Below are 24467 nucleotides of genomic sequence, written 5' to 3'. Positions count from 1 at the left end.
TCTCAACCAAGACCCACCACCTCAGCACCCACACCCCAAACAGGGCATGACCACCTCTGATAGCGAGCCATATGGCATCGACTATTTGGCACACTGTTGAGTTCTCAAGGAACAGACGCGCATCCCTCCAGGCCCTTCAACCTGTCCGGAGGCAACCGTTCTAACTTAGCGGAGCGGCCCCTCCGCGTCAAACCCCCTCGTCAGAGGGCGTTTGTTGCGGTGAGAACCCTAGGTTCCGCTTCCGGACGCTCCACGTTGACCGACGATCAGATCGCCGGTCGAAGCTTCCGAGGTGGTCTACCCGGGGGACCAGCCACTGCGGTTCGATCCGCGGTGTCCGTTCCTCCCTGCCGGGCGACATCGAGAACATTACGCAGCGTCTGGCGCAGGTGGCAAATCCGCGGCCGGTGACGCGGGTCACGTCGGCCTGCAGGGCGCTGACCTGCGCGAACGCTCAGTAGAGCGCGTTGGCCATGGCTCGGCGTGCGGCGATGACGCGGGGGTCGTCGCCGCCGATCACCTCGAACAGGTCCACCAGGCGTACGCGGACGCGTTCGCGCTCGGGGCCGGCCGTGGCGCGCAGCAGGTCGATGAGCCGCGCGAACGCGTCGTCCACCTTGCCGCCGAGGATGTCGAGGTCGGCGACGGCCAGCTGTCCGTCGACGTCGCCCGGGTCCGCGGCGGCTGCGGCACGCGCTGCCTGAAGGTCTGCGTCGCGGGTCCGGTCGAGCAGCCCGACCTGCGCGAGACCTGCTCGGGCCTGGGCGTCGCGCGGGTTCTCCTTGAGCGCCTGCTCGTAGGCGGCGGTCGCGGCGGCCAGGTCGTCGCGCTCGATCGCGTCGTACGCGGCCTGGTGCAGAGGCGGGAGCTCGGGCTCGGGTTCCTCCTGCACCGGCTGCTCCCCCGTGCTCGGGGTGGCGCGGCCCGTGATGCCGTTCGCCTCGGCGGCGGCGAGGACCTGGTCGAGGACGGCGCGCACCTGGTCGGGCGGGTAGGCGCCCTGGAAGAGCGGGAGCGGCTGGCCGGCGAGGACGGCGACGACCGTCGGCACGCTCTGTGCCTGGAACGCCTGGGCGATCTGCGGGTTGGCCTCGGCGTCGATGCGCGCCAGCAGCCAGCGGCCGGCGTCCTCGTCGGCGAGCGCGGCGAGGTCGGCGGCGACCGTCGCGCTCGCCTCGCTCCGCGGCGACCAGAGGACGACGACGACCGGGTACTGCGTCGACGACTGGACCAGCGCCGGGAACGAGCTCTCGTCCACGTCGACCACGTACGTGCCGGGCGACGGCAGGCCGCCGGGGGTCCCAGGTGCGGGGGTCGCGGGGCGGTTCAGCGTCGACAGGTCGACTGCTCCGCGGACGTCGAGGCGGGGGCGGGGTCCGGTGGGCTGGGACATGCGTCGTACTTCCTTCGAGGCCTGCGGTCGGGTCGGGTCGGATCAGCTCAAGACGTGCGGTGCTGCGGTGTCACTCGGCCGTCGCCGACGTGACGGCGTGCTCCGCGGCGAGGAGCAGCACCTGCGCGCCGCTGTCCGCCGGGGGCACGTACATGACGAGGACGTCGGTGAACGTCCGGACGAAGTTGCTGCCACCGCTCTGCTTGCCGGTGAGCGCTGCGTAGAACGGGTCGGAGATCGGGATCGTCCCACCCGCGACCGTCAGCGTCACGGTGGACACGGTGGTGAGCTGACCGACGACGATCGCGCCGCCGTCGACGGTACCGAGGGAGACGGTGGGGGCCGGCTCCGCCGTGTAGGTCTCGGTCGCGGTGCCGGCCGCCTGCACGCCCGCGGCGGTCGCCGCGCGCGCAGCCTCGATGCTCGACCGGAAGGTGTCCGGGGCGAAGGTGGCGGCGAACGCCGACGCGTCGCCGTTGGCGAGCACGTCGGCATACTGCTGCAACGCCTCCGTCGGGGTCACCACGAGGCCGGTCGCGTCCGGGGCCAGGACCGGGCTGCCCGTCGCGGGGGCGGCCGTGGCCGGCATCTGCACGCCGGCGCCCATGCGTCCCCAGCCCCAGAGGCGGTAGGGATCGCGCGGGGCGTTCTGCTGCATGACCAGGATGCGCGGGGCCTGCAGGTCGTCGGGCTGCTTGGTGACCACCAGCTGGGTCCGCGGCCACACGTCCGTCTGCGGCACGATCAGCGCCTGGGCGTCCGTGGGCAGCGCCGTCGGTGGCTTCGCGCCCGCGGTCGCCGTGGCGCGCACGTACTCGGCGGTGCGCACGGCCAGTGCCGGGCCCTCCACCCGCGGCGGGAGCTGAGCGGGGTCGAGCGCGGCGTCCGCGGAAGCAAGCACGGCGCCGAGGTCGGTGAGCACGTCCTGCGACTGCACGACCGTGGTGGCTGCCGGCGCCACCGCGGGCACCGGCTCGGGCGCAGGCTGCGGGAGCGGGGTGGAGCACGCGGCCAGGCCGACGAGCAGCACGCTACCGAGGGCGGCGAGGAGGCGGCGGGACCGCGGGCTGCGCGTCATCGTCCGTCCTCCTTCGTCGTGTCGTCCGTGGGCTGGGTGCCGGCGGTGCCGTCGGCACTCGAGGAGTCCGCCTCGGTCGGCGGGAGTCCCCAGGCACGGCGCCAGGCGTCGGCGCGCGAGCCCGCGTGGGCAGTCTCTTCCACCGGCGCGGGGGGCTGTGCTGCCGGGGCGATCCAGGTGGGACGGCCCGCGTGCACCGGTTCGGCGTCGGGTCCCGAGGGGGAACCCGGCCGGAGCTTCGCGCCGGGCGGCGGGGGGACAGCCGACCACGCCGCGGGTCCCCGGGGGACCGAGGCGGGGGTGGGTGCGGAGGGGGTCGGGACCGGAGCCGTGGTCGGGACCGGGGCCGTGGCGGCGTGCGCCCAGGACGGGCGGCCGTGCGGGGTGGTGCCCGGCTCGGTGGGCGCGGCGCCCGGCTGAGCAGGATCGTCGCCCGGCTGAGCAGGGGCGTCCGACCGGGTGGTTGCGGTGCCCGACTGGGTCGGTGCGGTGCCGGGCTTGGCGTCGCCTGGCTTGGCCGGGGCGGTGCCCGACTGGGTCGGTGCGGTGCCGGGCTTGGCATCGCCCGGCTTGGCATCGCCTGGCTTGGCGTCGCCTGGCTTGGTCGGCGTGGTGCCCGACTGGGGCGGTGCGGTGCTCGGCTCGGCCGAGGCTGTGTCGGGCCGCGCAGGAGCAGTCGCCCGGGCGGCCGTCGTGGCGCCTGCGGCTGAGGCGGTCGGTGTCCAGCCCGCCGAGGCGGGCACGGCGGACGGAGCGGAGGACGCGGGAACGGCCGGGACCGAGCCGGTCGGCGGGCGCAGGTCGCGGCGGCTGGTCACCACCGGGACCGGCGTCGACGTCGGTGCCGGGTCCACGGCTGCCTGCTGCCCGGAGTCGGGCGCGGGCACGCGGGAGATGGAGCCCGTGCGCGGCTTGCTCGCGCGGGCCTGCTCGGCCTCGCGCAGCTGGCGGCGGGTGAGGACCGGGACCGCGTCGACGTCTCCCACGGCGACGGAGACGGCGGGGATCGCGCCGGTGTTCACGGGGTGCCAGACCGGCTCGTCGAGCCCTGCCCGGCGGCGGCGGACGTCCCGCAGGAGCAACCAGGCGGCGAGCAGGACGAGCAAGGTGCCGAGGAGGACGCACGGCCACAGCCACGGCGTCGTCACCACGCGAGGCCACTCGAGGGACAGCGTCGGGGCGGACTCGCCGGTGCTGACGGCGAGCAGGCTCCAGCGCCCCTCCTGGGCGGGCCACTCCAGCTCGGCGGAGCCCGTCCCCGTGACCTCCGCGACCCACAGGTCGGAGCCGGTCGGGTCGGCCGCGGGCGCCTCGGCGGGCGCCGCACTCTCCGAGGGGGTCGGGGTTGCCGCGTCAGCCGGCGGTGCCGCTGCCTCGTCGGTCGGTGCGGGCGTCGGCGCGGGCGCCGCGACGTCGTCGACAGCCAGCGCGTGCCAGTCGGACAGTCCCGTCACCGTGCCGTGCGCGTCGGTTCCCACCCAGCCGGCGACGTCGGTGTCGCGGCCGACGGCCAGGACGACGTTGCCGTCGTCGGGCACGGTCACCTTCACGGTCACAGGGTCGCCGCCGAGCTCGAGCACACCCGGCTCGGTGACGAGCGTGTGCGGTCCGCCCGACGTCGTCGCGACGAGGACGTCGTCGGCCCGCCACACCGTCGCGGACGCGATGCCGAGACCGATGACGACCAGTCCGACGACGCCAATGGCGGCGATGATCAGTCGCTTGAGCACGCAGGATCCTCCAGGGAAGAAAAACCCAGGATAGGCAGAGGCGCACGTCACGGCCGAACCGGGATCGAGTGGACGGATCGGCCGAGGTGTGCGTCGGAGCGCGGACCCCCGTCCCCGGCACCTTGAACACGCGTATCCTGACCGGCGGACTCCCGAAGTCGACGAGCGCCTCGACCGAGGCAGCTCGCACGGGGTCACAGTGCCCAGGAGGACTGCTCGTGCCCGACGCCCGGACCCCCTTCCCCGTCGTCAACTTCCGCGGATACGAACGCGAAGCCGTCGACGCCCGCATCAGCGGGCTCGAGAAGGCCCTCGCGGACGCCCGCGCCCAGGTCGAGTCGCTCGACGGCCGCGCCATGCAGGTGGCCGGCGAGCTCTCCGAGGCGCACCGCCAGCTCCGTGAGGCCGAGCGCCCCACTTACTCGGGGCTCGGCTCGCGCATCGAGCAGCTGCTGCGGTCCGCCGAGGAGCAGTCGTCGGACGTCGTCACGCAGGCCAACGCGCAGGCGGCCGACGCCCTCGCGCGGGCCAAGCTCTCGTCCGGGCAGCTGCGCGCGCGCGCCGAGAACGAGGTCGCTGAGCTCGTCGCGACCGCCCGCCGCGAGGCCGACGAGGTCCGCACCACGGCGTCGGCGGAGGCCGAGAGCACCCTGACCGCCGCGCAGCGTCGCGCGGAGGAGCTCGTGGGGTCCGCCGAGCGGGAGGCCGCGCGGATCCAGAGCGCCATCACGACCGAGGAGAGCGAGCGGCGCAGCTCGCTCGAGCGCGAGCTGGGCACGCTGCGCGCGAGCGTCGAGCACGAGGCCACGCAGCTGCGCATCGCGACCGAACGGACCGCGAGCGAGCTGCGGTCGCGCGCGGAGATCGAGACGACCGCGCAGCGTGAGGATGCCGAGCGCTACGCGCAGGACCTGCGCCAGAGCGCAGACGCCGACACGACCGAGCTCCGCCAGCGGGTGGAGGGCGAGCTCGCTGCGGCGCGCGTCGAGGTCGACCGGTACGTCGCGCAGCAGCGCAGCGACGCCGCGGCGGAGGTCGGTGCCGCGCGGCAGCAGGCCGCCGAGGAGGTCACCTCCCTGCGGGTGCAGACCCAGGAGTACGCCGACGGGGTGCGGGCAGCGGCTGAGCGGGACGCCGCCGCGCTGCAGCAGCGCGTCGCCGCCGAGGTCGCGGCCCTGCGGGTCGAGGCCGAGCAGTACGCGGCGTTCGTCCGTGCGCAGGCCGAGCGCGAGACGGGCGAGCTGCGCTCGAAGACGTCCGACGAGCTCGCGGCGCAGCGGGCCGACGCCGAGCAGGTCGTCGTCGCCTTGCGCGGCGACTCCGAGCGGTACGCGGCCGACCTGCGGGCGCAGGCCGAGCGGGAGACCGGTGAACTCCGCGAGCGGGCCACGCACGAGACGGCGCACCTGCGCGACGTCACGGCGCGGGAGGCCGCCGAGCTGCAGGAGGTCACCGCGCGGGAGACCGGTGAGCTGCGCGCAGCCGCCGACCGCGAGACGGCCGAGCTGCGCGAGCGCACCCGGCTCGAGACCGAGCGCGCACTCACCGACGCGCGCCGAGCGGCCGCCGAGCTGACCACGTCGGCGAAGGCCCACGCCGACGAGCTGGTGCGGTCCGCCGAGCAGCAGCTCGCGGACGCCGAGCTGACCATCGCGTCCCGCCGCGAGGCCGCCGAGCGCGAGGACGCCGAGCGTCACGAGACCGCGCGGGCCGAGACCGAGCGCCTGGTGCGCGACGCGGAGGCGCACGCGGCCGAGGCCGAGCAGCGGGTGGCCAAGGCGCTGGCCCAGGCGGACAAGGTGCGCACGGACGCCGAGCACCACGCGAAGGAGCTCATCTCGAACGCACGCAAGAACGCCGACCGCGTGGTGGCCGAGGCCCGCGAGCACGCCGAGAAGCAGATCTCCGACGCCATGATCGAGTCGGAGCGCGAGCGCACGTCGGCCACGCGGCAGGTCGAGGACCTCAACCGCCAGCGCGAGTCGATCACCTCCTACCTGGACGAGCTGCGCAACCTGCTCGGCCACAACCCCGACCGCGCGACGCTCGAGCGGGCGTCGCGGGCCGAGGCGGCGTTCGAGAAGGAGCAGAAGGCTGCTCCTTCTCCGGCCAAGACGCCGGCCAAGGGTGCCGACGCGCCCTCGCCCGCGAAGCCGGCCCGCCCGGCGTCGCGACCGACGAAGTCGCGTCCGGCCCCCGTCTCCGCCGCTGTCCCCGTCGTGGCGGAGCCGGATGCGTCCGACGAGCCGAAGCCCGAGCCGGAGGCCGTCGTCGAGAAGTCCGACGTGGTCGTCGAGAAGACCGACGTCACGGACGAGCACGCCGGTGCCGAAGCCCACGACGAGCAGCCCGCCGAGAAGGACGACGCAGCCGCGCCGACCCGTTGACGGGCACGTCGGAAGGGCACCCGGTGACCGATCAGACGTCGTCCGACGCCGCCCGGTGGCGCGAGGAGCGCCGGGCGGCCGCGGCCGCGCACGGTGAGCTGCTGGCCGAGCGGCAGCGCGCCGAGTCCGCGCGGGCGCAGGAGCTGATCGACGCCTTCCTGGTGCGGGTCACTCGCTCCGGGCCGCAGCCGGTCGAGCTCTCGGCGCGCAGCTACGACGGGCGCGCGCGCTACAAGACGCCGCTGACCGGGTGGTACCTGCGGCGGGACGAGACCGTGGCGATCGACACGGCCGGAAAGTTCTACGTGCTCACGACGCCGTCGAGCCTGGCCGCGCGTTTCCGTGGAGTCACGCCGGAGCCGTCCGCTCCCCCGCTGGTGATCGGTGCGGGCGGCAAGGACGGCGAGTCGCTGGACATGTCGGAGGCGCTGACGCGGGTGCTGGGCCGCTAGCGGCAGAGGACTCAGCCGCTAGCGGCGGCCAACGTCGCCTCGACCTGCCTGCTACGCCGAGTCGGTGGCCTGGGCCAGATCGGCGATGGCCGCTGCGACCGCGGCGGGCTGTTCCACGGCCGACAGGTGCCCGGCGTGCTGGATCACGACGAGGCGCGCCTCCGCTGCGGTGGCGACGAGGTGCTCGGCGGCCTCGACCGGCGTGACCGTGTCTTCGTCGCCGACGACCACGAGAACAGGTCCGCGGTAAGCGCTGAGCACCTCCGACCGATCGGGGCGTGCCGCCATCGCTCGCTGCGACCAGGCGATGCCCGCGGGCTCCTGCTGGTCGATCCAGGCGCCGATCTCGTCGGCGATCTCGGGATCAGCCGCTCGGGTCGTCTCACCCACGAGCGACGACGCCATCGGTCGGACCGCGTCGACCGAGCCGGTCGCGTCCACCTCCCCCGCGATGCGGAGCCGGTTGGCGCGCGCCTCGGGGGCGTCGGCGGTCGACTTCGTGTCCACCAGGGCGAGCCCAGCGACCAGGCCGGGGTGCCGCTCGAGCAGAGCGAGCGCGACGTAGCCGCCCATCGACAGGCCGGCGACCACCGCGCGCTCGATGCCGGCCGCGCGCAGGGTCGTCGCGACGTCGTCGGCAGACGCCTCGAGCGTGGGCTCCGGCAGGTCGTCCGCACGGCCGGGCGCGCCGAGCAGGTCGACCGCGTGCACGGCGCGTCCCGCCGGGAGAGCGGCCGCCACGCCGTCCCACATCCGGTGGTCGAGCGGGAACCCGTGCAGCAGGACGACCGGCAGGCCGTCGCCGCCCTCGCGATAGGTGTGCAGGCTCATGCGTCGTCCTCCGCCGTCGTGCTCGGGCCGGCCCAGTGCGTGGGCAGCGGGACCTCGTGGTCGGGCAGCACGTGCCCGACGATCTCGTCGAGCACCCGCCGGACCGCCGTCTCGCCGACCCACAGGTGCTTGGCACCGCCGACGCCGATCACCTCGGCCTGCGGGACGCGCGCGAACCGGCGTCGTGCCTCGTCCGGGCGCAGGTAGTCGTCGAGCTCGGGGACCAGGACCACCAGCGGCTTCCCGAACTCCGCCCAGGCGTCGAGGTCCGCGTCGGTCGCCCGGTGCAGCGGCGGCGACAGGAGGATCGCGCCCTCGATCGACGGGTCGCGCCCGTGCATGAGCACCAGCTCCGTGCCGAACGACCAGCCGACCAGCCAGCGCTTCGGCAGGTCGTGGAACTCGGCGAACTCGATCGCGGCGTGCACGTCGTACCGCTCGGCGACGCCGCCGTCGAACGCGCCGCCGCTGGTACCGCGGGGGCTGGCCGTGCCGCGCGTGTTGAAACGCAGGACCGCCAGGTCGGCCAGCGCGGGCAGGCGCCACGCCGCCTTCCGGTAGACGTGCGAGTCCATGTAGCCGCCGTGGGTGGGCAGCGGGTGCAGCGTCACCAGCGTGGCGACCGGCGGCTTCTCGGCCGGCCGTGCCAGCTCGCCGACGAGCGTGAGGCCGTCCGCGGTGTGCAGCTCGACGTCCTGGCGGACGGCCGGCAGGACCGTGAGCGAGCGGATGAGTCCGGGATCGGTCGTGTTCGTGGTCATCGGGACGAGCCTAGGCCGCGCTCGGCAAGGGCACCCGCGAGGTCGAGCACGTCGGCCACACCGTCGTCGGCGTTGGAGCCGCACCGCTGCGTCGCGGCCGCGAGGACCGTCGGGTGCGCGTTGGCGACGGCGAAGGACACGCCCGCCCAGCCGAGCATCGAGAGGTCGTTCGGGGCATCGCCGACGGCCCAGACGTCGTGCGGGTCGATGCCGCGGGCCGCCGACCAGTCGGCGAGCGTCGCGGCCTTGGTGACCCCGGGTCCGGAGATCTCCCCCAGGCCGACGGCGCCCGAGTCCGCCACGATCGCCAGGTCGCCGACGACCGCCGCCAGCTCGGTGGCAAAGGCGTCGGTGGTCGGCCGCGTGCTGCGCACCAACAGCTTGTACGTCGACGGTGCGAGCACGTCCTCGATCCGGTCGGCCGTCGGGCTGCCCGCAGGCACGTGGTGGATGGAGCGGAACCGGGTCTCGTACGCGAAGCCGTCCGCGCTCTCGGCGGCGAGATGCACCGCCTCGGGGCCTCCCCAGGCCGCGCGGACGCGGTCCGCGATGGCGCCGACGGTGTGCGGGGGCATCCCGTGCTCCGCGAGGACCTTGCCCGTGCCGACCTCCAGGACGGCGGCGCCGTTGGCGCAGATGGCGATGCCGTGGCCGGCGACGTGCGGCGCCAGGTCGCGCAGCCAGCGGGGCGGTCGTGCCGTCACGAAGACGACCTCGATGCCGGCGTCGGCGGCCCGGACCAGGGCCTGCGCCGTGCGCGCGGAGAGGGATCCGTCGGGGCGCAGCAGGGTGCCGTCGAGGTCGGTGGCGAGGATCCTCGGGGCGCGCAACGCGGGGGTCATCGGCGGGTGGGTCCGCGGCGGGCGCGTGCCTGCCAGCACGACGTGTGCCAGTGCCGACGGTCGTCGAGCGCCTCGCCGAAGAGCCCGTCGGTCCGCCACGCGACGACGTGGGCCGTGCCCGGCGTCACCAGCTGGTCGCAGCCGGGGCAGCGGAACGCACGGTCGGAGCCGCGGACCTGCTGGACGACCCACTCGCCGTCGGTCGCGGACTCGGAGCGTCGGCCGCCGGTCGCCCTGTCGAGGTCGAGCTCGACGTGCTCGGCGCCGTACGGCCGCTTCGTCGATCGTCGTCCCACTCCCCCATCCTCCCCCACCCCTGCGCGACGTCCGCACGATCGAGCGCCCCGACGACCGAATCTGCGGACGTTGGGTGGGTGGCACGCGGACGTCCGCACTTGTGGGGGTCAGGGCGCATCGAGTGCGGACGTTGGGTGGGGTGGCGCGCGGACGTCCGCGCTTGTGGGGGTCAGGACCTCATCGAGTGCGGACGTTGCGGGTGGAGACGGCGACGGCCGAGCGCCCGGAGGGGAGCTCGGCCGTCGCGCGGTCTCAGAAGGCCGCGGAATCCGGGGTCGGGATGGTGCCGGTGCGCAGGAGCTCGCGGTACCAGCGGCCCGAGTCCTTGACCGTGCGCTCGAGGGTGTCGTAGTCGACCCGGACGACGCCGAAGCGGCGGTCGTAGCCGTAGGACCACTCGAAGTTGTCCATCAGCGACCAGACGAAGTAGCCGCGCACGTCGGCGCCGCGCTCGATGGCCTCGCCGACGGCGTCGATGTGGTCGTGCAGGTAGGCGACGCGGTCGGCGTCGTGCACGCGGCCGTCGGCGCTGACCTCGTCGTAGAACGCGGCACCGTTCTCCGTGATGGCCATCGGCACGCTCGGGTAGCGCTCGTGCACGTCGAGGAGCAGGTCGACGAGGCCCTGCGGCTCGATGTTCCAGCCCATCGCGGTGTAGGGGCCGGGCTGCGGGAGGAACTCGACGTTCGTCGCACCGACCCACGGGCTGTTCTCCGACGAGCGGTGACCGTCCGGACCCGGGGTGCCGTCGCCGCCGGCGGGCGTGCCCTGCTGCACGCGGCCGGTCGAGTAGTAGTTGATGCCCAGCAGCGCGAGCGGGACCTGGATGAGGTCGAGGTCGCCGTCGAGGACGAACGACCAGTCGGTGATCGCCTCGGTATCGGCGAAGACCTCCTTGGGGTACTCGCCGTCGAGCATCGGGCGCAGGAAGACCTCGTTGGCGATCGTGTCGATGCGGCGCTTGGCCTCGACGTCCTCCGGGGAGTCGGTCGCCGCGCGCGTCACGTGCAGGTTCAGGGTCACCGAGATCGGCGTGTCCTGGCCGAGCACGTCCTTGATCGCCCGACCGGCGAGCCCGTGCGCCAGGTTGAGGTGGTGCACCGCGGCGAGGGCCTTGGCGTCGTCGGTAACGCCGGGGGCGTGCACGCCGGACGCGTAGCCGAGGAACGCCGAGCACCACGGCTCGTTGAGCGTGGTCCACAGGTGGATGCGGTCGCCGAGCACCTCGGCGAGCTTGCGCGCGTACTTCTCGAAGTTGAGGGCCGTCTGGCGGTTGGCCCAGCCGCCCTCGTCCTCGAGGGGCTGCGGCAGGTCCCAGTGGTACAGCGTGGCGACGGGCTTGATGCCCGCGGCGATGAGGCGGTCCGCCAGGTCGACGTAGAAGTCGAGGCCGGCCTGGTTGAACTCGCCCGAGCCGGTCGGCTGCACGCGCGGCCACGCGATGGAGAACCGGTAGGCCTGCAGGCCCAGGTCCTGCATGATCGCGACGTCCTCGGCCACGCGGTGGTAGTGGTCCGCCGCGACGTCACCCGTGTCGCCGTCGAGCACCTTGCCGGGCGTCCGGGAGAACGTGTCCCAGATCGACGGCCCGCGGCCGTCCTCGTCGAAGGCGCCCTCGATCTGGTACGACGCGGTGGCCGAGCCCCAGAGGAAGTCGGCGGGGAACTGGCGGCCGGAGGGGCGCGAGGTCGTCATGAGCGGGTCCTTCGGGTCGAGCGGACAGGTGCGATGGACGGGCTGCGGGGCTGGGCGCCGCGAGTCTGAGTGGGGCTGCGACGTCCACGGACGGCAACAATGCCGCGCTGCCACGCACCCACCCCAGGGTTGTCGAAACGATACGATACACAGTGTGGGAACGCTCCCGCCACCCCCCGAGCCGACGGCCGGCGCCGGGGGTGCACCAGCGGCGTCACTCCACGATGGTCAGCGTCAGGGTGTCCTGCCCGGCGGCAGCGACGGCCGAGGCGCCACCAGCAACGACGGCCGACCAGGTGGCGTCGGTGCCTCGCGCCTCGACGTTGACCGTCGCCCCGTCGCGCGTCACGACGAAGCTCGCGTCGCCCACGCGCGTGACCGAGCGGTGCCCGTCGGCGAGCTCGAACAGGCGCAGCGTCACGCCGTCGGCCCACGCGTAGTCCGGCCGGTCGTCGTGCGCACCGACGGGCAGCACCGAGTCGGGGCGGACGTAGAGGGGCAGCGAGAGGAGGTCGTGCCGCTCGCGGACCCAGCGGGGGCCGGAGACGCGCTCGCCGGTGAGGAGCGAGGTCCAGGTGCCCTCCGGCACGTACACGTCGACCCGGCCGTCGGCCGAGAACACCTGCGCGACCAGGAGGTTGTCGCCGAGCAGGTACTGCGTGTCGACGCCGGCGACGCCCGGGTCGTCGGGGAACTCCAGGACCATCGGCCGCATGACGGGCAGCCCGAGCTCGTGGGCGTCCTGCCCCAGGCGGGCCAGGTACGGCATCAGCGAGAGCTTGAGGCGGGTGAACAGCCGGGCGACGTCGACGGCCTCCTCGTCGAAGGCCCACGGGACCCGGTACGAGTCGGAGCCGTGCAGGCGGCTGTGGGACGAGAGCAGGCCGAACGCCAGCCACCGCTTGAACACGGCGGCGTCGGGTGTGCCCTCGAAGCCGCCGATGTCGTGGCTCCAGTAGCCGAAGCCCGACGACGCCAGCGACAGCCCACCGCGCAGCGTCTCCGCCATCGACTCGAACGTCGACTCGCTGTCGCCGCCCCAGTGCACGGGGAACTGCTGGCCGCCCGCGGTGGCCGACCGGGCGAAGAGCACCGCCTCGCCCTCTCCGCGCTCGGCCTCGAGCAGGTCGAAGACCGCCCGGTTGTACAGGTGCGTGTAGTGATTGTGCATGCGCTCGGGGTCGGAGCCGTCGTGCCAGACGACGTCCGTGGGGATGCGCTCGCCGAAGTCGGTCTTGAAGGCGTCGACCCCCTGGGCCAGCAGCCGTCGCAGGTAGCCCTGGTACCAGGTCACCGCGTCCGGGTTGGTGAAGTCGACCAACCCCATGCCGGACTGCCACTGGTCCGTCTGCCAGACGGAGCCGTCGGCGCGGGTGACCAGATAGCCGGCCGCCCGGCCCTCCTCGAAGAGAGCGGAGCGCTGCGCGATGTACGGGTTGATCCAGACGCAGACCTTGAGGCCCTTGGCGTGCAACCGGGCCAGCAGGCCCTCCGGGTCCGGGAACGTCGCGGGGTCCCAGGTGAAGTCGGTCCAGTGGTACGCCCGCATCCAGAAGCAGTCGAAGTGGAAGACGCTCAGCGGCAGCCCGCGCTCAGCCATGCCGTCGACGAACGACATCACGGTCGCCTCGTCGTACTGCGTGGTGAACGACGTCGATAGCCACAGCCCGTACGACCAGGCCGGGACCTGCGCCGGGCGGCCGGTCAGCGCGGTGTACCTGCGGAGGACGTCCTTGGGCGTCGGGCCGTGGATGACGTAGTACTGCAGCGACTCCCCCGGCACGGAGAACTGGGTGCGGGACACCGCCTCCGAGCCCACCTCGAACGAGACCCGCCCGGGATGGTCGACGAACACGCCGTACCCGGCGTCGGAGAAGAAGAACGGGACGTTCTTGTACGCCAGCTCGCTGGACGTGCCGCCGTCCTCGTTCCAGATGTCGACCGACTGCCCGTTCTTCACGAGGGGGCCGAACCGCTCGCCCAGGCCGTAGACGTGCTCGCGGACGCCGAGCGTCAGCTGCTCGTGCACGTACGCGTCGCCGCGGGCGTCGGTGACCACGCCGACGGAGCGGGCGGTCGACGACGTGAGAACCCGACCGTCGGCCTCGAACTCGACGTGCCAGGGGCCTCGGGTCGACACGCGCGCGGTCAGGCCGCCGGCCTGGAACGTCGCGACGCCGTCGGCAGCACCCGCGGCATCGACGACCTTGACGTCCGCCGCCGTGTGGGCCACGTCGAACGACAGGCCCCGGTCGACGCCGCCGAGGTGGTGGTCGATCCGCACCCCGATCACGTCGTCCATCGGGCTGTGGAACGAGACGGTCACCAGCGCCTTGTTGAGGGTGTCCCCGCGCGACGTCAGCGGCACCGTCGAGGCGTACACCGTGAGGGTGTGCTCGCCGACGACGACGTCCGCGACGTCGCGGGGACGCAGGACCGTGACGCCGGGGAGGTGCCGCCAGTAGCCGTCCGTGAACTTCATCGGGTCGCCTTCACGTGGGGGGTCGCATCATCGAAGCGTTTCGATGACGAGAATACGGTAGGGGCCTCGAGGAACACTGTCCAGATGCGCCGCCCGAGGCCTTCGCTTCGACGGCGATTCGACTCGCTAAGGTGGGCGCGGCAGGCGACGAGGGGATGATCCGATGGCGACGATCGACGACGTGGCGCGGGCCGCGGGCGTCTCCGTGTCCACCGTCTCCTACACGTTCTCCGGCAAGCGGCCCATCTCCGCCGAGACCCGCGCCCGCGTCGAGCGGGCAGTCCGCGAGCTCGACTACCGACCGCACGCCGGCGCCCGGGCGCTGGCCTCGCAGCGCACCCAGGTGCTGGCCCTCATGGCGCCGCTGCGCGTCGACGTCAACGTCGGCGTCATCATGCAGTTCGTCACCGGCGTGGTCACGCGGGCCGGGTGGTACAAGCACGACGTCCTGCTCCTGACACAGGACGACCACGAGGGCATCGAGCGGGTGGCTGCGGGTTCGATGGTCGATGCCGTGATCATGATGGACGTCGAGGCGGAGGACCCGCGGCTCGCCATCCTGCGCCGGCAGCGGCAGCCGGCCGTGCTCATCGGCCTCCCCCGCGACGCCACCGGCTTCTCCTGCGTCGACCTGGACTTCGAGGCCGTCGGGCGCACGGCCGTCGACCACCTGGCGGGGCTGGGGCACCGCCGGATCGCTCTCGTCGGCTCCCCGCGGGCGGTGCTGAGCCGCCGGACCACCTATGCCGCGCGGCTCGTCCGCGGGTTCACCCAGGAGGCCGCACGGCTCGGCATCGACTCGGTGTTCGAGACCTGCGAGTCGTCGCACAGCGGCGCGGTCGAGGCCGTCGACCGCGTGCTGGCGGCCCTGCCGGGCGTGACCGCGCTCATCGTCCACAACGAGGTCGCGCTGCCGGCCGTGCTCGAGACGCTCCGCGCGCGCGGCAAGGACGTGCCCGGCGACGTCTCCGTGGTCGCGGTCTGCCCGCAGGACGTGGCCCTCGGGCAGACCCAGCCGCTCACGGCCGTGGACATCCCGGCGCACACCATCGGCAGCGTCGCCGTCGACATGGCGATCGGCCGTCTCACCGGGAACGAGCCCGCTGAGACCCGCCTGCTCGCGCCGGTGCTCACGACGCGCACCAGCACCGCCGCGCCGAGGGGATAGCGGCCGCGGTGGGGGGCGCCGACCTGCGGTGATGCCCTAGACCCAGGCTCCGCCGCGCAGCACGCGGACCGGCCGGAGGTCGTCGTCGGTCACGACGAGGTCCGCACGGCGGCCCGCCGCGAGGGCCCCGAGGTCGCGCCGACCCAGGACGTCGGCGGGGGTGGTCGCGGCGGCGAGGACGGCGTCCTCCAGCGGGATGCCCGCGGCGACGACATTGCGCACGACGTCGAGCAGGTGGGCGACCCCTCCCGCGATCGCGCCGGGCCGACCCGTGTCGTCGACGACGCGCGCGACGCCGTCCGCGACCGCGACCTCCATGGGGCCGAGCCGGTACGCGCCGTCGGGCATGCCCGCGGCCGCCATCGCGTCCGTGACCAGCGCGATCGAGCCGGCGCCCAGCAGGTCGAAGACCGAGCGGACGGTCCCGTCGGCCAGGTGGGTCCCGTCGGCGACGAGCTCGACCACCAGCTCCCCTCGGGCGGCGGCCGCCAGGCACGCGGCGATCGGTCCGGGGTCGCGGTGGTGCAGGGGGCGCATGCCGTTGAACAGGTGCGTGGCGGTCAGGCGACCGTTGCGGCGTGCGGCCAGCAGGTCGAAACCGCGATCGACCGCCTCGTCCACCTGCTCCGCCGACGCGTCGGTGTGCCCGATCGACGGCACCGCGCCCACGTCGACCAGGGCCTCGATGGCCTGCTCTGCGCCGGGCACCTCGGGTGCCACGGTCATGGTCACCAGGTGCCCGCCGGCGGCCCCGGCGATCCGCCGGACGAGCCCGGGGTCGCCCGCCTGCATGTCCGCGGGGTTCTGCGCGCCGCAGCGGTCCGCCGACAGGAACGGCCCTTCGAGGTGGATGCCGACGATCTCCCCGGCGTCCGCCAGGCCGGCGAGCAGGGCCGCGCGCTCGAGCAGGACGTCCGCCGGGGCGGTGACCAGCGACGCCACCAGGCTCGTCGTGCCGTGCCGGCGGTGCTCGTCGACCGCGCGTCGGGCGTCGTCGGCGTCGACCGCGTCCGGGAAGCTCGCGCCGCCGCCTCCGTGGCAGTGCAGGTCCACCAGTCCCGGGAGGATCGTGGCGCCGCTCGGCTCCGGGGCCTGCCACCCGGGCGGCAGGCGGTCGACCGGGCCGACCCAGACGAGGGTTGTGCCGTCGACGACCACGACCCCGTCGTCGATCACGCCCCGGGGGGTGACGAGCCGACCGCGCAGGACGAGGGAGGTGTCGGTGCTCACGGGGCAATCCTTCCCCATGGCAACGCTGCTCCCTGCGCGTCGGACCACGGTTCCCGCCGGAGATGCACCCGGCCGGTCCACCACCGCGCCGCGCCGGCGCCGATCGCCCCCTCGGCAGCGGCGACGAGCGCGAACCACGGGTTGGCGACCAGGAGGTTGGCCATCGCACAGAGAGCTACCGAGAGGACCGCGCCGACCACCGCGAAGGCCGCGACGTGCACCCACTCGCGCGACGAGCCCTGGAGCAGGTTCGCGAGCACGAGGCCGACCGGTATGCCGACCAGTCCGACCGGCACGCACGCCACCACGAGCGCGACGAACAGCAGGTAGAGCCCGGCGGACACGTCGTCCGACGCACCGGTGCCGCTGACGAGCAACGCCACGACCGCCGCCGCGCCGTTGACCGCCGCGAGCACGGCCAGGCAGCGCAGGCACAGCGCGGTGATCGCGCCGGCGCCGCGGACGCCCGGGGCGCTCACGACACACCTCGGAGCTGCCGGATGCCGGCCAACCGACGGCCCCCCCGCGCGAGCACCCGCAGGTAGAGCCGTTGCGCGACGACCGTGAGGGGCCCGGCCAGCCGCACCCACCAGCGGTCCGGCACCGAGAAGGCCGTGGCGACGAACCACAGGTCTCCCGCCTCGTCCCGATCCACGGTGAACGCCTCCTCGCCGCGGAACGGATGCCCGGGCAGGGTGCCGTACCCGAACCCCACGCGGTCCGGCCCGCGCTCGATCCAGACCACCTCGCACGGCACCGACAAGGCCACGGGACCGATCCCGGGACGGCTCACGACCCGTAGCCCCGGCATCGCCTCCGGACCGTCCGGGAGCACCTCGACGAGGGCGGCCTCGTGCACCCTCCAGCGCAGCAGCGCGTCGCCGAGCTCGGCCAGATCGTGCGGCGTCGCGCCCGGCATCAGCAGGTGCCGTGCCCGCAGGTGCCGGTAGCCGGCCGGCAGGGGACCGATCCGCGTGGCGCCGACCTCGCTGTACGTCAGCCCGGTCCGCGCGGGCGCGGTCGGGAGGAGCCGCAGCCCGAGCAGGGTGCACAGGACGAAGCCCAGCGCGTTGCCGACGCCGTGCGTCGCGGCCATCCACGACAGGCTCGGGTGCGGCAGGCCGCTCGCCTCCCCGACCGCCCACCACAGCGCCAGGAGCATCGACACCACGACGGTTGCCGCGCCGACCCGCAGGAGCGCCCGGGCAGCGACCGACCCGGCGAGCCCGACCGTGGCGGCGGCGGCACACCAGAGCCCGGTCGTGAGCACCAGGGCGCCCAGCAGCTCGGCGACGTCCGAGACGAAGTAGCCCGCCAGCACCAGCAGCACGCCGAGGGGGACGGTGGTCGCGGCGAGGCGCGTCAGCGGCGAGGCCTCCGCGTGCGCCACGAGTCCCGCCACGAGGCACGCGCCGAACCCCGCGAAGAGCATGTGCGGGACGGTCAGCGCCAGGTAGTCGCCCGAGAACCCCAGCAGCCCCCAGCCCGCCCGCTCGGCCACCAGCGCCAGGGCCCCGACCAGCGGCGTCGCCAGGGCGACCGCTGTCGTCAGCAGACGGACGCGCAGGGCGCACATCGCCAGGAGCACCGTCGCGAGAGCGAACGGCACCGCGAGGACCGCGGCGAGCATGCCCACCGGGAGCCAGACGCTCACTGCCGCGAGGAGCCCGACGACGGGCCACACCAGCGACCGGGACCGCGGCACCGCGCGGTCCCCCAGCAACCGCAGCCCCAGCGGCAGGACGAGGACGGTGCCCAGCCCGACGACCACCCGCACCGCGTCCGCCGTGGCCGGCGTCAGCTCGCTCATCCGCGCACAGCCCGCACCAGTGCCAGGACGTCTTCCGACGCGCCACGCAGGACCGGCAGCCGGGACAGCCGGACCAGGCGTCCGATCAGGGGCGCGACGCCCTCCACCAGCGTCCGCGTCCGACGCTGCCCCGGCGACCCGTCGTAGACCCAGAAGAGCGTCACACCGAGCTGCGCGAGCCACAGCAGCTCGGGCAGCTCGGCGCGCAGGCCGGTGGGCACCGCGGGGGACGCTCCCTCGACGAGCTCGCGGAAGACCGCCTGGCTCAGCTCGCGCGACTCGGACGACTCCGCGGAGAACGGGCTCGCGGCCGACCCCGGCCGGATGGCGACCGTGACGAACTCCGCGCCGAACGCGTGGTACTCGGCGAAGGCGTCGACCGCCGCGAGCATCACCCCGCGCAGCCGTGCCGTGAGGTCGCCGCCCTCGGCCAGCACGCGGCGGGCGCCGACCGCCTGCTCCCGCGTCACGTCGAGGTAGAGCTCCTGGACCAGGTGGTCCTTGGACGCGAAGTGGTAGTACGCGTTGCCCGTGGCGACGCCCGCCTCCTGCGCGATCGCCCGCATGGTCGTCGCCGCGTACCCGCGCCCACGGAACAGCCGGAGGGCCGTGGCCCTCACGAGTGCTTTGGTGTCCTCGCTCATGCGGTCATTTGAACACGTTCAACTGAACACGTTCAAGAGCCCGGCGGTGTGACGTGGACAGAGCTAGAAGAGGCGGGAGCCCGAGTCGTCGACGCCCTTCATGGCGTCGTAGTCGAGCACGAGGCAGCCGATGCCACGGTCCGTGGCCAGCACGCGCGCCTGGGGCTTGATCTCCTGTGCGGCGAACACCCCGCGGACGGGCGCCAGGTGCKGGTCGCGGTTGAGCAGCTCGAGGTAGCGGGTCAGCTGCTCCACGCCGTCGATGTCCCCGCGGCGCTTGATCTCGACGGCGACGGTGCCGCCGGAGGGGTCCTTGGCCAGGATGTCGACCGGGCCGATGGCCGTCGGGTACTCGCGGCGGACCAGGGTGTGCCCGGTGCCGAGCAGGATGATCTGCGCGGCTAGGAGCTCCTGGAGGTGGGCCTCGACGCCGTCCTTGACGAGACCCGGGTCGACGCCCAGCTCGTGCGCCGAGTCGTGCTGCACGGCGTACAGGTCGATCTCGAGGCGGTCGTCGGACTTCTGGTGCTGCACGGTCCAGACCTGCGTGACCCCCGCGGCGCGGGCCTCGTCGGACGGCTCCGCGACCGCGAGCGTGCACGGCGGGCTCATCCAGTTGAGCGGCTTGTACGAGCCGCCGTCCGAGTGCAGCAGGACGCTGCCGTCGGACTTCACGACGAGCAGGCGCGTGGCCAGCGGCAGGTGGGCGTTGAGGCGACCGCTGTAGCGCGCGGAGCAGGACGCGACGACGAGACGCATCGGATCTCTTCCAGACTGTGCAGAAGGAGGGGCGGTCAGATGACCGAGCCGACGCGCGAGGGCGTCGCCTCGATCCACGACGTGAGGCCGGCGTACGCCTCGGCGCTCATGAGCAGCTGCACCGTCTCGGCCGCGGACCCCGGCCGGCACGTCACGACGACCAGGCCGGCGCCGTGCTCGCGGCGCTCCACCACGGTGAGGCCCACGCGCTGCCAGCGCGCACGGGGTCGCGTGGCCAGCGAGCGGTACCGCCACCAGTAGAGCCGATCGGCGCCGTACTGCGCGACGCCGGACGACCAGGGCCCGTCGGCCGTGCGGCCGACCGCGCAGGAGAACGAGCCGACGCGGCGGTTCAGGGTGTGCACCCGTGAGAACCAGAGTGCGGCGACGGCGAGCAGCAGGACGACGACCACACACCCGAGTGTGACGACGACGCCGCTCACCGTCGCGACGACCTAGTGCGCGGCCGGCGTCGCGGGGCGGGCGCCCTCGACGACGTTGTCGGCGACGATGGTCAGGTGGTTCGAGTCGAAGGACAGGAACCCACCCTCGACCTGCCAGCGCTTCGGCTGCGCGCCCTGCGTGGGGAACACGCGGAGCTCGCCCGGCTGCAGCACGGACAGCACGGGCTCGTGACCGGCCAGGATGCCGATGTCACCCTCGCCCGCCTTGGCCGAGACCATGTAGGCAGTTCCGGACCACAGCTTGCCGGCGGTCGCGACGATCTCGACCTCGAACTCTGCCACGAGACCCTCCTTCGATGATGTGCGGGACTGCGCGGGGCGCCGTCAGTGACGACGCCCCGCGATGGGCGTGCTCAGACGCCGTAGTCCTTCTGGATGCGGGCCCAGTTGCGCTCGAGGTCCTCGAGGCCACCGATGTTGAAGAAGGCCTGCTCGGCGATGTGGTCGAACTCGCCGTCGGCGATCTTGCCGAAGGCCTCGACCGTCTCGGTCAGCGGCACCGTCGAGCCGACGACGCCCGTGAACTTCTCGGCCATGTACGTGTTCTGCGAGAGGAACTGCTGGATGCGACGGGCGCGTGCGACGACCGTCTTGTCCTCCTCCGACAGCTCGTCGACACCGAGGATCGCGATGATGTCCTGGAGCTCCTTGTTGCGCTGCAGGATCGACTTCACGCGGGTCGCGGCGTCGTAGTGCGCCTGGCCGACGTAGCGCGGGTCGAGGATCCGGCTGGTGGAGGTCAGCGGGTCCACGGCGGGGTACAGGCCGCGCGACGCGATCTCGCGGGACAGCTCCGTGGTCGCGTCGAGGTGCGCGAACGTGGTGGCCGGGGCCGGGTCGGTGTAGTCGTCGGCCGGCACGTAGATCGCCTGCAGCGAGGTGATCGAGTGACCGCGCGTCGAGGTGATGCGCTCCTGGAGGATGCCCATCTCGTCGGCGAGGTTCGGCTGGTACCCGACGGCGGACGGCATGCGGCCGAGCAGCGTCGACACCTCAGAGCCGGCCTGCGTGAACCGGAAGATGTTGTCGATGAAGAGCAGCACGTCCTGCTTCTGCACGTCGCGGAAGTACTCCGCCATCGTCAGGGCCGACAGGGCGACGCGCAGACGCGTGCCCGGCGGCTCGTCCATCTGGCCGAAGACGAGCGCCGTCTTGTCGAAGACGCCGGCCTCCTCCATCTCGACGATGAGGTCGTTGCCCTCACGGGTGCGCTCGCCGACGCCGGCGAACACCGACACACCACCGTGGTTGAGCGCGACGCGCTGGATCATCTCCTGGATGAGGACCGTCTTGCCGACGCCCGCACCGCCGAAGAGGCCGATCTTTCCGCCGAGCACGTACGGCGTGAGCAGGTCGATGACCTTGATGCCGGTCTCGAACATCTGGGTCTTCGACTCGAGCTGGTCGAAGGCCGGGGGCTTGCGGTGGATGGGCCAGCGCTCGGTGATCTCGAGCTTCTCGCCCTCCTTGAGGTTGAGCACCTCGCCGATGACGTTGAAGACGTGGCCCTTGGTGATGTCACCCACGGGCACCGAGATCGCCTCGCCGGTGTCGCGCACGAGCGCGCCGCGGACCAGGCCGTCGGTCGGCTTGAGCGCGATGGCCCGGATGAGCGAGTCGCCGAGGTGCTGGGCGACCTCGAGGGTCATCGTCGTCGCGCCCTCGGCCTCACCCTCGCCCTGCGCCGACAGGTCGATGTCGACCTGGAGGGCGTTGTAGATCTCGGGGATCTGGTCGGACGGGAACTCGATGTCGACGACGGGGCCGATGACCCGCGCGACCCGACCCACGCCAGGACCGGACGCGTGCTGGACAGCAGCTTCGGTAGTGGTAGCAGTCATGGTGTTTCTCCGGTTCGTCTCTGTGCGGACGTAGTCGTCAGGAGGCGAGCGCGTCGGCGCCCGACACGATCTCGCTGATCTCTTGGGTGATCTCGGCCTGGCGGGCCTGGTTGGCGAGCCGGGTGTACATGCGCACCAGGTCCTCGGCGTTCTCGGTCGCGGTGTGCATCGCCCGCTGGCGGGCGGCGAGCTCGGAGGCCGCGGCCTGCAGCAGGCAGGTGTAGATGCGGCTGCGCACGTACATCGGGAGCAGCGCGTCCAGCACGGCCTCCGGCGACGGCTCGAACTCGTACAGCGGCGGGACCTCGTTCTCGTCGCGCGCCTCGACGCCCTCGACGATCTCGAGCGGGAGCAGCCGGATCACGCGCGGCGTCTGCGACACCATGTTCTTGAAGTTCGTGAACACGACGTGCAGCTCCGCGACACCGCCCTGGTCCACGGGTGCCTGGAACGCCGCGAGCAGCGTCTCCGCGATCTCGGTGGCTGTCTCGACCGACGGCGCGTCCGAGTTGCCCGACCACTGCTCCGCGAGCTCACGCCCGCGGAACGCGTAGTACGAGATGGCGCGTCGACCGACGGCGTAGACCACCGGCTCCTTGCCCGCCTCGGTGAGGCGACCGATGAGGCGCTCGGCCTCGCGGATGGCGCTCGCCGAGTAGGCACCGGCCATGCCGCGGTCCGAGGTGACGACGAGGACCGCGACCCGGTTGGTGTCCGAGCGCTCGGTGACGAGCGGGTGGGTCACGTTGGAGTGCGTGGCCACGGCCGACACCGCACGGGTCAGCGCCCGGGAGTACGGCGTCGCCGCCGTCACCCGGTCCCGCGCCTTGCCGATGCGCGAGGCAGCGATGAGCTCCATCGCGCGGAAGATCTTCTTCAGCGACTGTGTCGACCGGATCCGCTGCCGGTAGACGCGCTGCTGACCTGCCACGGTCAGCCCTTCTTCTGCCGGACGATCTGCTCCTGCTCGACCTCGACCTCGGCGCCGTCGTCGGCGGAGCCGACCAGCGTCGTGCCGTCACCCACGAGGAACCCGTTGCGGAACTCGTCGATCGCGTCGCCGAGAGCCTTCTCGGTGTCGTCCTCGAGCTTGCCGGACGACGCGATGGTCGACAGGACCTCGGTGTTGCGGCGCAGGTGGTCGAGCAGCTCGGTCTCGAACCGGCGGACGTCGGCCAGCGGGACGTCGTCCAGCTTGCCCTTCGTGCCGGCCCAGATCGACGCGACCTGGTCCTCGACCGGGTACGGCGAGTACTGCGCCTGCTTGAGCAGCTCCATGAGGCGGGCGCCACGGGTCAGCTGCGCGCGGGACGCCGCGTCGAGGTCGGACGCGAACATCGCGAACGCCTCGAGCGAGCGGAACTGCGCAAGGTCCAGCTTCAGCGTGCCGGAGACCTTCTTCATCGCCTTGACCTGCGCGGCACCACCGACGCGGGACACCGAGATGCCGACGTCGACGGCAGGGCGCTGGTCGGCGTTGAACAGGTCCGACTGCAGGAAGATCTGACCGTCGGTGATGGAGATGACGTTGGTCGGGATGTACGCCGACACGTCGTTGGCCTTGGTCTCGATGACCGGCAGACCCGTCATCGAGCCGCCGCCCAGGTCGTCGGAGAGCTTGGCGCAACGCTCGAGCAGGCGGGAGTGCAGGTAGAAGACGTCACCGGGGTACGCCTCGCGGCCCGGCGGGCGGCGCAGCAGCAGCGACACGGCACGGTAGGCCTCGGCCTGCTTCGACAGGTCGTCGAAGACGATGAGGACGTGCTTGCCCTGGTACATCCAGTGCTGGCCGATGGCCGAGCCGGTGTAGGGCGCCAGGTACTTGAAGCCGGCCGGGTCGGACGCCGGGGCCGCGACGATGGTCGTGTACTCGAGCGCGCCGGCCTCCTCCAGGGCGCCGCGGACGGCGGCGATGGTGGAGCCCTTCTGGCCGATGGCGACGTAGATGCAGCGGACCTGCTGCTTCGGGTCGCCGGTCTCCCAGTTGGCCTTCTGGTTGATGATCGTGTCGATCGCGATGGCCGTCTTGCCGGTCTGGCGGTCGCCGATGATGAGCTGGCGCTGGCCGCGGCCGATCGGGATCATCGCGTCGATGGCCTTGAGGCCGGTCTGCAGCGGCTCGTCGACCGACTTGCGGTGCATGACGCCGGGGGCCTGCAGCTCGAGGGCGCGGCGGCCCTCGGTCTTCAGCTCGCCCAGGCCGTCGATCGGCTGGCCCAGCGGGTCGACGACGCGGCCGAGGTACCCGTCACCGATCGGGACGGAGAGGACCTCGCCCGTGCGGCGGACCTCCTGGCCCTCCTCGATGCCGGTGAACTCGCCCAGGACGACGACGCCGATCTCGCGGACGTCGAGGTTGAGCGCGAGGCCGAGCGTGCCGTCCTCGAAGCGCAGCAGCTCGTTCGCCATCGCGCCGGGCAGGCCCTCGACCTGCGCGATGCCGTCGGCGGTCAGCGTCACGCGGCCGACCTCTTCGGACACCACGCCGGTCGGCTCGTAGGACTTCACGAAGCTGTCCAGCGCGGCCCGGATCTCGTCCGGCCGGATCGTCAGCTCAGCCATTGCTCTTCTCCTGTCGCGACCGCCGGTCGGGCGGTCAAAGT

22 protein-coding genes are annotated in these 24467 nt (G+C 73.1%); 3 read left to right on the top strand and 19 right to left on the bottom strand.

Annotated elements, in window-relative coordinates:
- Window positions 1–454: 454 nt before the first annotated feature.
- The 3 genes from ACXJKA_RS01405 to ACXJKA_RS01395 all read right to left on the bottom strand — a co-directional run bounded on the left by ACXJKA_RS01405 (window position 455) and on the right by ACXJKA_RS01395 (window position 4201).
- Window positions 455–1393, bottom strand: a complete 939-nt coding sequence (locus ACXJKA_RS01405; protein ID WP_456823366.1) for a co-chaperone YbbN — start codon at window positions 1391–1393, stop codon at window positions 455–457.
- A 70-nt stretch (window positions 1394–1463) separates the two neighbouring features.
- Window positions 1464–2471 carry a hypothetical protein gene (locus ACXJKA_RS01400; protein WP_456823365.1) on the bottom strand — a complete coding sequence of 336 codons (1008 nt, stop codon included), beginning with the start codon at window positions 2469–2471 and terminating at the stop codon, window positions 1464–1466.
- A complete protein-coding gene (locus ACXJKA_RS01395) occupies window positions 2468–4201 on the bottom strand; it encodes a hypothetical protein (protein WP_456823364.1) in 1734 nt (577 codons plus the stop codon). Before ACXJKA_RS01395 ends, ACXJKA_RS01400 begins: the two co-directional genes overlap by 4 nt.
- 218 nt (window positions 4202–4419) lie before the next feature.
- On the opposite strand from ACXJKA_RS01395, the gene ACXJKA_RS01390 reads away from it, so the two are divergent.
- A complete protein-coding gene (locus tag ACXJKA_RS01390) occupies window positions 4420–6588 on the top strand; it encodes a hypothetical protein (protein ID WP_456823363.1) in 2169 nt (722 codons plus the stop codon).
- Window positions 6589–6611: 23 nt separating this feature from the next.
- Window positions 6612–7040, top strand: a complete 429-nt coding sequence (locus ACXJKA_RS01385; RefSeq protein WP_456823362.1) for a hypothetical protein — start codon at window positions 6612–6614, stop codon at window positions 7038–7040.
- Window positions 7041–7091: 51 nt separating this feature from the next.
- Here the strand turns inward: ACXJKA_RS01385 and ACXJKA_RS01380 are convergent, their stop codons facing one another.
- The 6 genes from ACXJKA_RS01380 to yicI all read right to left on the bottom strand — a co-directional run bounded on the left by ACXJKA_RS01380 (window position 7092) and on the right by yicI (window position 13948).
- Window positions 7092–7871: an alpha/beta fold hydrolase gene (locus ACXJKA_RS01380; protein ID WP_456823361.1), complete on the bottom strand. Its 780-nt coding sequence runs from the start codon at window positions 7869–7871 to the stop codon at window positions 7092–7094.
- The gene (locus ACXJKA_RS01375; protein WP_456823360.1) at window positions 7868–8632 is read right to left on the bottom strand and encodes an alpha/beta hydrolase; all 765 of its coding nucleotides are present in this window, start codon (window positions 8630–8632) and stop codon (window positions 7868–7870) included. Before ACXJKA_RS01375 ends, ACXJKA_RS01380 begins: the two co-directional genes overlap by 4 nt.
- On the bottom strand, window positions 8629–9474 hold the full coding sequence (locus tag ACXJKA_RS01370; protein ID WP_456823359.1) for an HAD family hydrolase: 846 nt from the start codon (window positions 9472–9474) through the stop codon (window positions 8629–8631). Before ACXJKA_RS01370 ends, ACXJKA_RS01375 begins: the two co-directional genes overlap by 4 nt.
- Window positions 9471–9770, bottom strand: coding sequence for a hypothetical protein (locus tag ACXJKA_RS01365; RefSeq protein WP_456823358.1), 300 nt, complete (start codon window positions 9768–9770; stop codon window positions 9471–9473). The genes ACXJKA_RS01370 and ACXJKA_RS01365 overlap by 4 nt, the downstream gene beginning before the upstream one ends.
- A 253-nt stretch (window positions 9771–10023) precedes the next feature.
- Window positions 10024–11466 (bottom strand): GH1 family beta-glucosidase, encoded by a 1443-nt coding sequence (locus ACXJKA_RS01360; RefSeq protein WP_456823357.1) that lies wholly within the window; start codon window positions 11464–11466, stop codon window positions 10024–10026.
- A 214-nt stretch (window positions 11467–11680) separates the two neighbouring features.
- Window positions 11681–13948, bottom strand: coding sequence for an alpha-xylosidase (gene yicI / locus ACXJKA_RS01355; protein ID WP_456823356.1), 2268 nt, complete (start codon window positions 13946–13948; stop codon window positions 11681–11683).
- Between the two features lie 163 nt (window positions 13949–14111).
- Here yicI and ACXJKA_RS01350 point away from each other — a divergent pair, with 163 nt between their 5' ends.
- The gene (locus ACXJKA_RS01350; RefSeq protein ID WP_456823355.1) at window positions 14112–15116 is read left to right on the top strand and encodes a LacI family DNA-binding transcriptional regulator; all 1005 of its coding nucleotides are present in this window, start codon (window positions 14112–14114) and stop codon (window positions 15114–15116) included.
- Between the two features lie 36 nt (window positions 15117–15152).
- On the opposite strand, the gene ACXJKA_RS01345 is transcribed toward ACXJKA_RS01350, so the two are convergent.
- From ACXJKA_RS01345 to atpA, 10 genes are all read right to left on the bottom strand, one after another.
- Window positions 15153–16364, bottom strand: a complete 1212-nt coding sequence (locus tag ACXJKA_RS01345) for an N-acetylglucosamine-6-phosphate deacetylase (protein WP_456823354.1) — start codon at window positions 16362–16364, stop codon at window positions 15153–15155.
- Window positions 16343–16825: a hypothetical protein gene (locus ACXJKA_RS01340; protein WP_456823353.1), complete on the bottom strand. Its 483-nt coding sequence runs from the start codon at window positions 16823–16825 to the stop codon at window positions 16343–16345. The genes ACXJKA_RS01345 and ACXJKA_RS01340 overlap by 22 nt, the downstream gene beginning before the upstream one ends.
- Window positions 16822–18156 carry a YndJ family transporter gene (locus ACXJKA_RS01335; protein ID WP_456823352.1) on the bottom strand — a complete coding sequence of 445 codons (1335 nt, stop codon included), beginning with the start codon at window positions 18154–18156 and terminating at the stop codon, window positions 16822–16824. Before ACXJKA_RS01335 ends, ACXJKA_RS01340 begins: the two co-directional genes overlap by 4 nt.
- A complete protein-coding gene (locus ACXJKA_RS01330; protein WP_456823351.1) occupies window positions 18153–18800 on the bottom strand; it encodes a TetR family transcriptional regulator in 648 nt (215 codons plus the stop codon). Before ACXJKA_RS01330 ends, ACXJKA_RS01335 begins: the two co-directional genes overlap by 4 nt.
- 63 nt (window positions 18801–18863) lie before the next feature.
- Entirely contained in the window at window positions 18864–19559 is a 696-nt protein-coding gene (gene nucS / locus ACXJKA_RS01325; protein WP_456823350.1) for an endonuclease NucS, read from the bottom strand.
- 35 nt (window positions 19560–19594) lie between these two features.
- The gene (locus tag ACXJKA_RS01320) at window positions 19595–19972 is read right to left on the bottom strand and encodes a DUF2550 family protein (protein ID WP_456823349.1); all 378 of its coding nucleotides are present in this window, start codon (window positions 19970–19972) and stop codon (window positions 19595–19597) included.
- A gap of 42 nt (window positions 19973–20014) precedes the next feature.
- Window positions 20015–20305, bottom strand: coding sequence for a F0F1 ATP synthase subunit epsilon (locus tag ACXJKA_RS01315; protein WP_456823348.1), 291 nt, complete (start codon window positions 20303–20305; stop codon window positions 20015–20017).
- Window positions 20306–20376: 71 nt separating this feature from the next.
- Window positions 20377–21864, bottom strand: coding sequence for a F0F1 ATP synthase subunit beta (atpD, locus tag ACXJKA_RS01310; protein ID WP_456823347.1), 1488 nt, complete (start codon window positions 21862–21864; stop codon window positions 20377–20379).
- Window positions 21865–21901: 37 nt separating this feature from the next.
- Window positions 21902–22795: a F0F1 ATP synthase subunit gamma gene (locus tag ACXJKA_RS01305; protein WP_456823346.1), complete on the bottom strand. Its 894-nt coding sequence runs from the start codon at window positions 22793–22795 to the stop codon at window positions 21902–21904.
- 2 nt (window positions 22796–22797) lie between these two features.
- Window positions 22798–24426: a F0F1 ATP synthase subunit alpha gene (atpA, locus tag ACXJKA_RS01300; protein WP_456823345.1), complete on the bottom strand. Its 1629-nt coding sequence runs from the start codon at window positions 24424–24426 to the stop codon at window positions 22798–22800.
- Window positions 24427–24467: the final 41 nt, after the last annotated feature.

It is taken from the genome of Cellulomonas sp. P5_E12, assembly GCF_054049315.1.
Note: the sequence above shows the minus strand (reverse complement) of the source record. Positions and strands in the feature narration are given on the sequence as shown.

What these genes read in the sequence shown, in the direction of transcription:
- ACXJKA_RS01405 (WP_456823366.1), bottom strand. Translation starts at nt 1,393, where the DNA reads ATGTCCCAGCCCACCGGACCCCGCCCCCGCCTCGACGTCCGCGGAGCA.
- ACXJKA_RS01400 (WP_456823365.1), bottom strand. Translation starts at nt 2,471, where the DNA reads ATGACGCGCAGCCCGCGGTCCCGCCGCCTCCTCGCCGCCCTCGGTAGC.
- ACXJKA_RS01380 (WP_456823361.1), bottom strand. Translation starts at nt 7,871, where the DNA reads ATGAGCCTGCACACCTATCGCGAGGGCGGCGACGGCCTGCCGGTCGTC.
- ACXJKA_RS01375 (WP_456823360.1), bottom strand. Translation starts at nt 8,632, where the DNA reads ATGACCACGAACACGACCGATCCCGGACTCATCCGCTCGCTCACGGTC.
- ACXJKA_RS01370 (WP_456823359.1), bottom strand. Translation starts at nt 9,474, where the DNA reads ATGACCCCCGCGTTGCGCGCCCCGAGGATCCTCGCCACCGACCTCGAC.
- ACXJKA_RS01360 (WP_456823357.1), bottom strand. Translation starts at nt 11,466, where the DNA reads ATGACGACCTCGCGCCCCTCCGGCCGCCAGTTCCCCGCCGACTTCCTC.
- yicI (WP_456823356.1), bottom strand. Translation starts at nt 13,948, where the DNA reads ATGAAGTTCACGGACGGCTACTGGCGGCACCTCCCCGGCGTCACGGTC.
- ACXJKA_RS01350 (WP_456823355.1), top strand. Translation starts at nt 14,112, where the DNA reads ATGGCGACGATCGACGACGTGGCGCGGGCCGCGGGCGTCTCCGTGTCC.
- ACXJKA_RS01345 (WP_456823354.1), bottom strand. Translation starts at nt 16,364, where the DNA reads ATGGGGAAGGATTGCCCCGTGAGCACCGACACCTCCCTCGTCCTGCGC.
- ACXJKA_RS01335 (WP_456823352.1), bottom strand. Translation starts at nt 18,156, where the DNA reads ATGAGCGAGCTGACGCCGGCCACGGCGGACGCGGTGCGGGTGGTCGTC.
- ACXJKA_RS01330 (WP_456823351.1), bottom strand. Translation starts at nt 18,800, where the DNA reads ATGAGCGAGGACACCAAAGCACTCGTGAGGGCCACGGCCCTCCGGCTG.
- atpD (WP_456823347.1), bottom strand. Translation starts at nt 21,864, where the DNA reads ATGACTGCTACCACTACCGAAGCTGCTGTCCAGCACGCGTCCGGTCCT.
- atpA (WP_456823345.1), bottom strand. Translation starts at nt 24,426, where the DNA reads ATGGCTGAGCTGACGATCCGGCCGGACGAGATCCGGGCCGCGCTGGAC.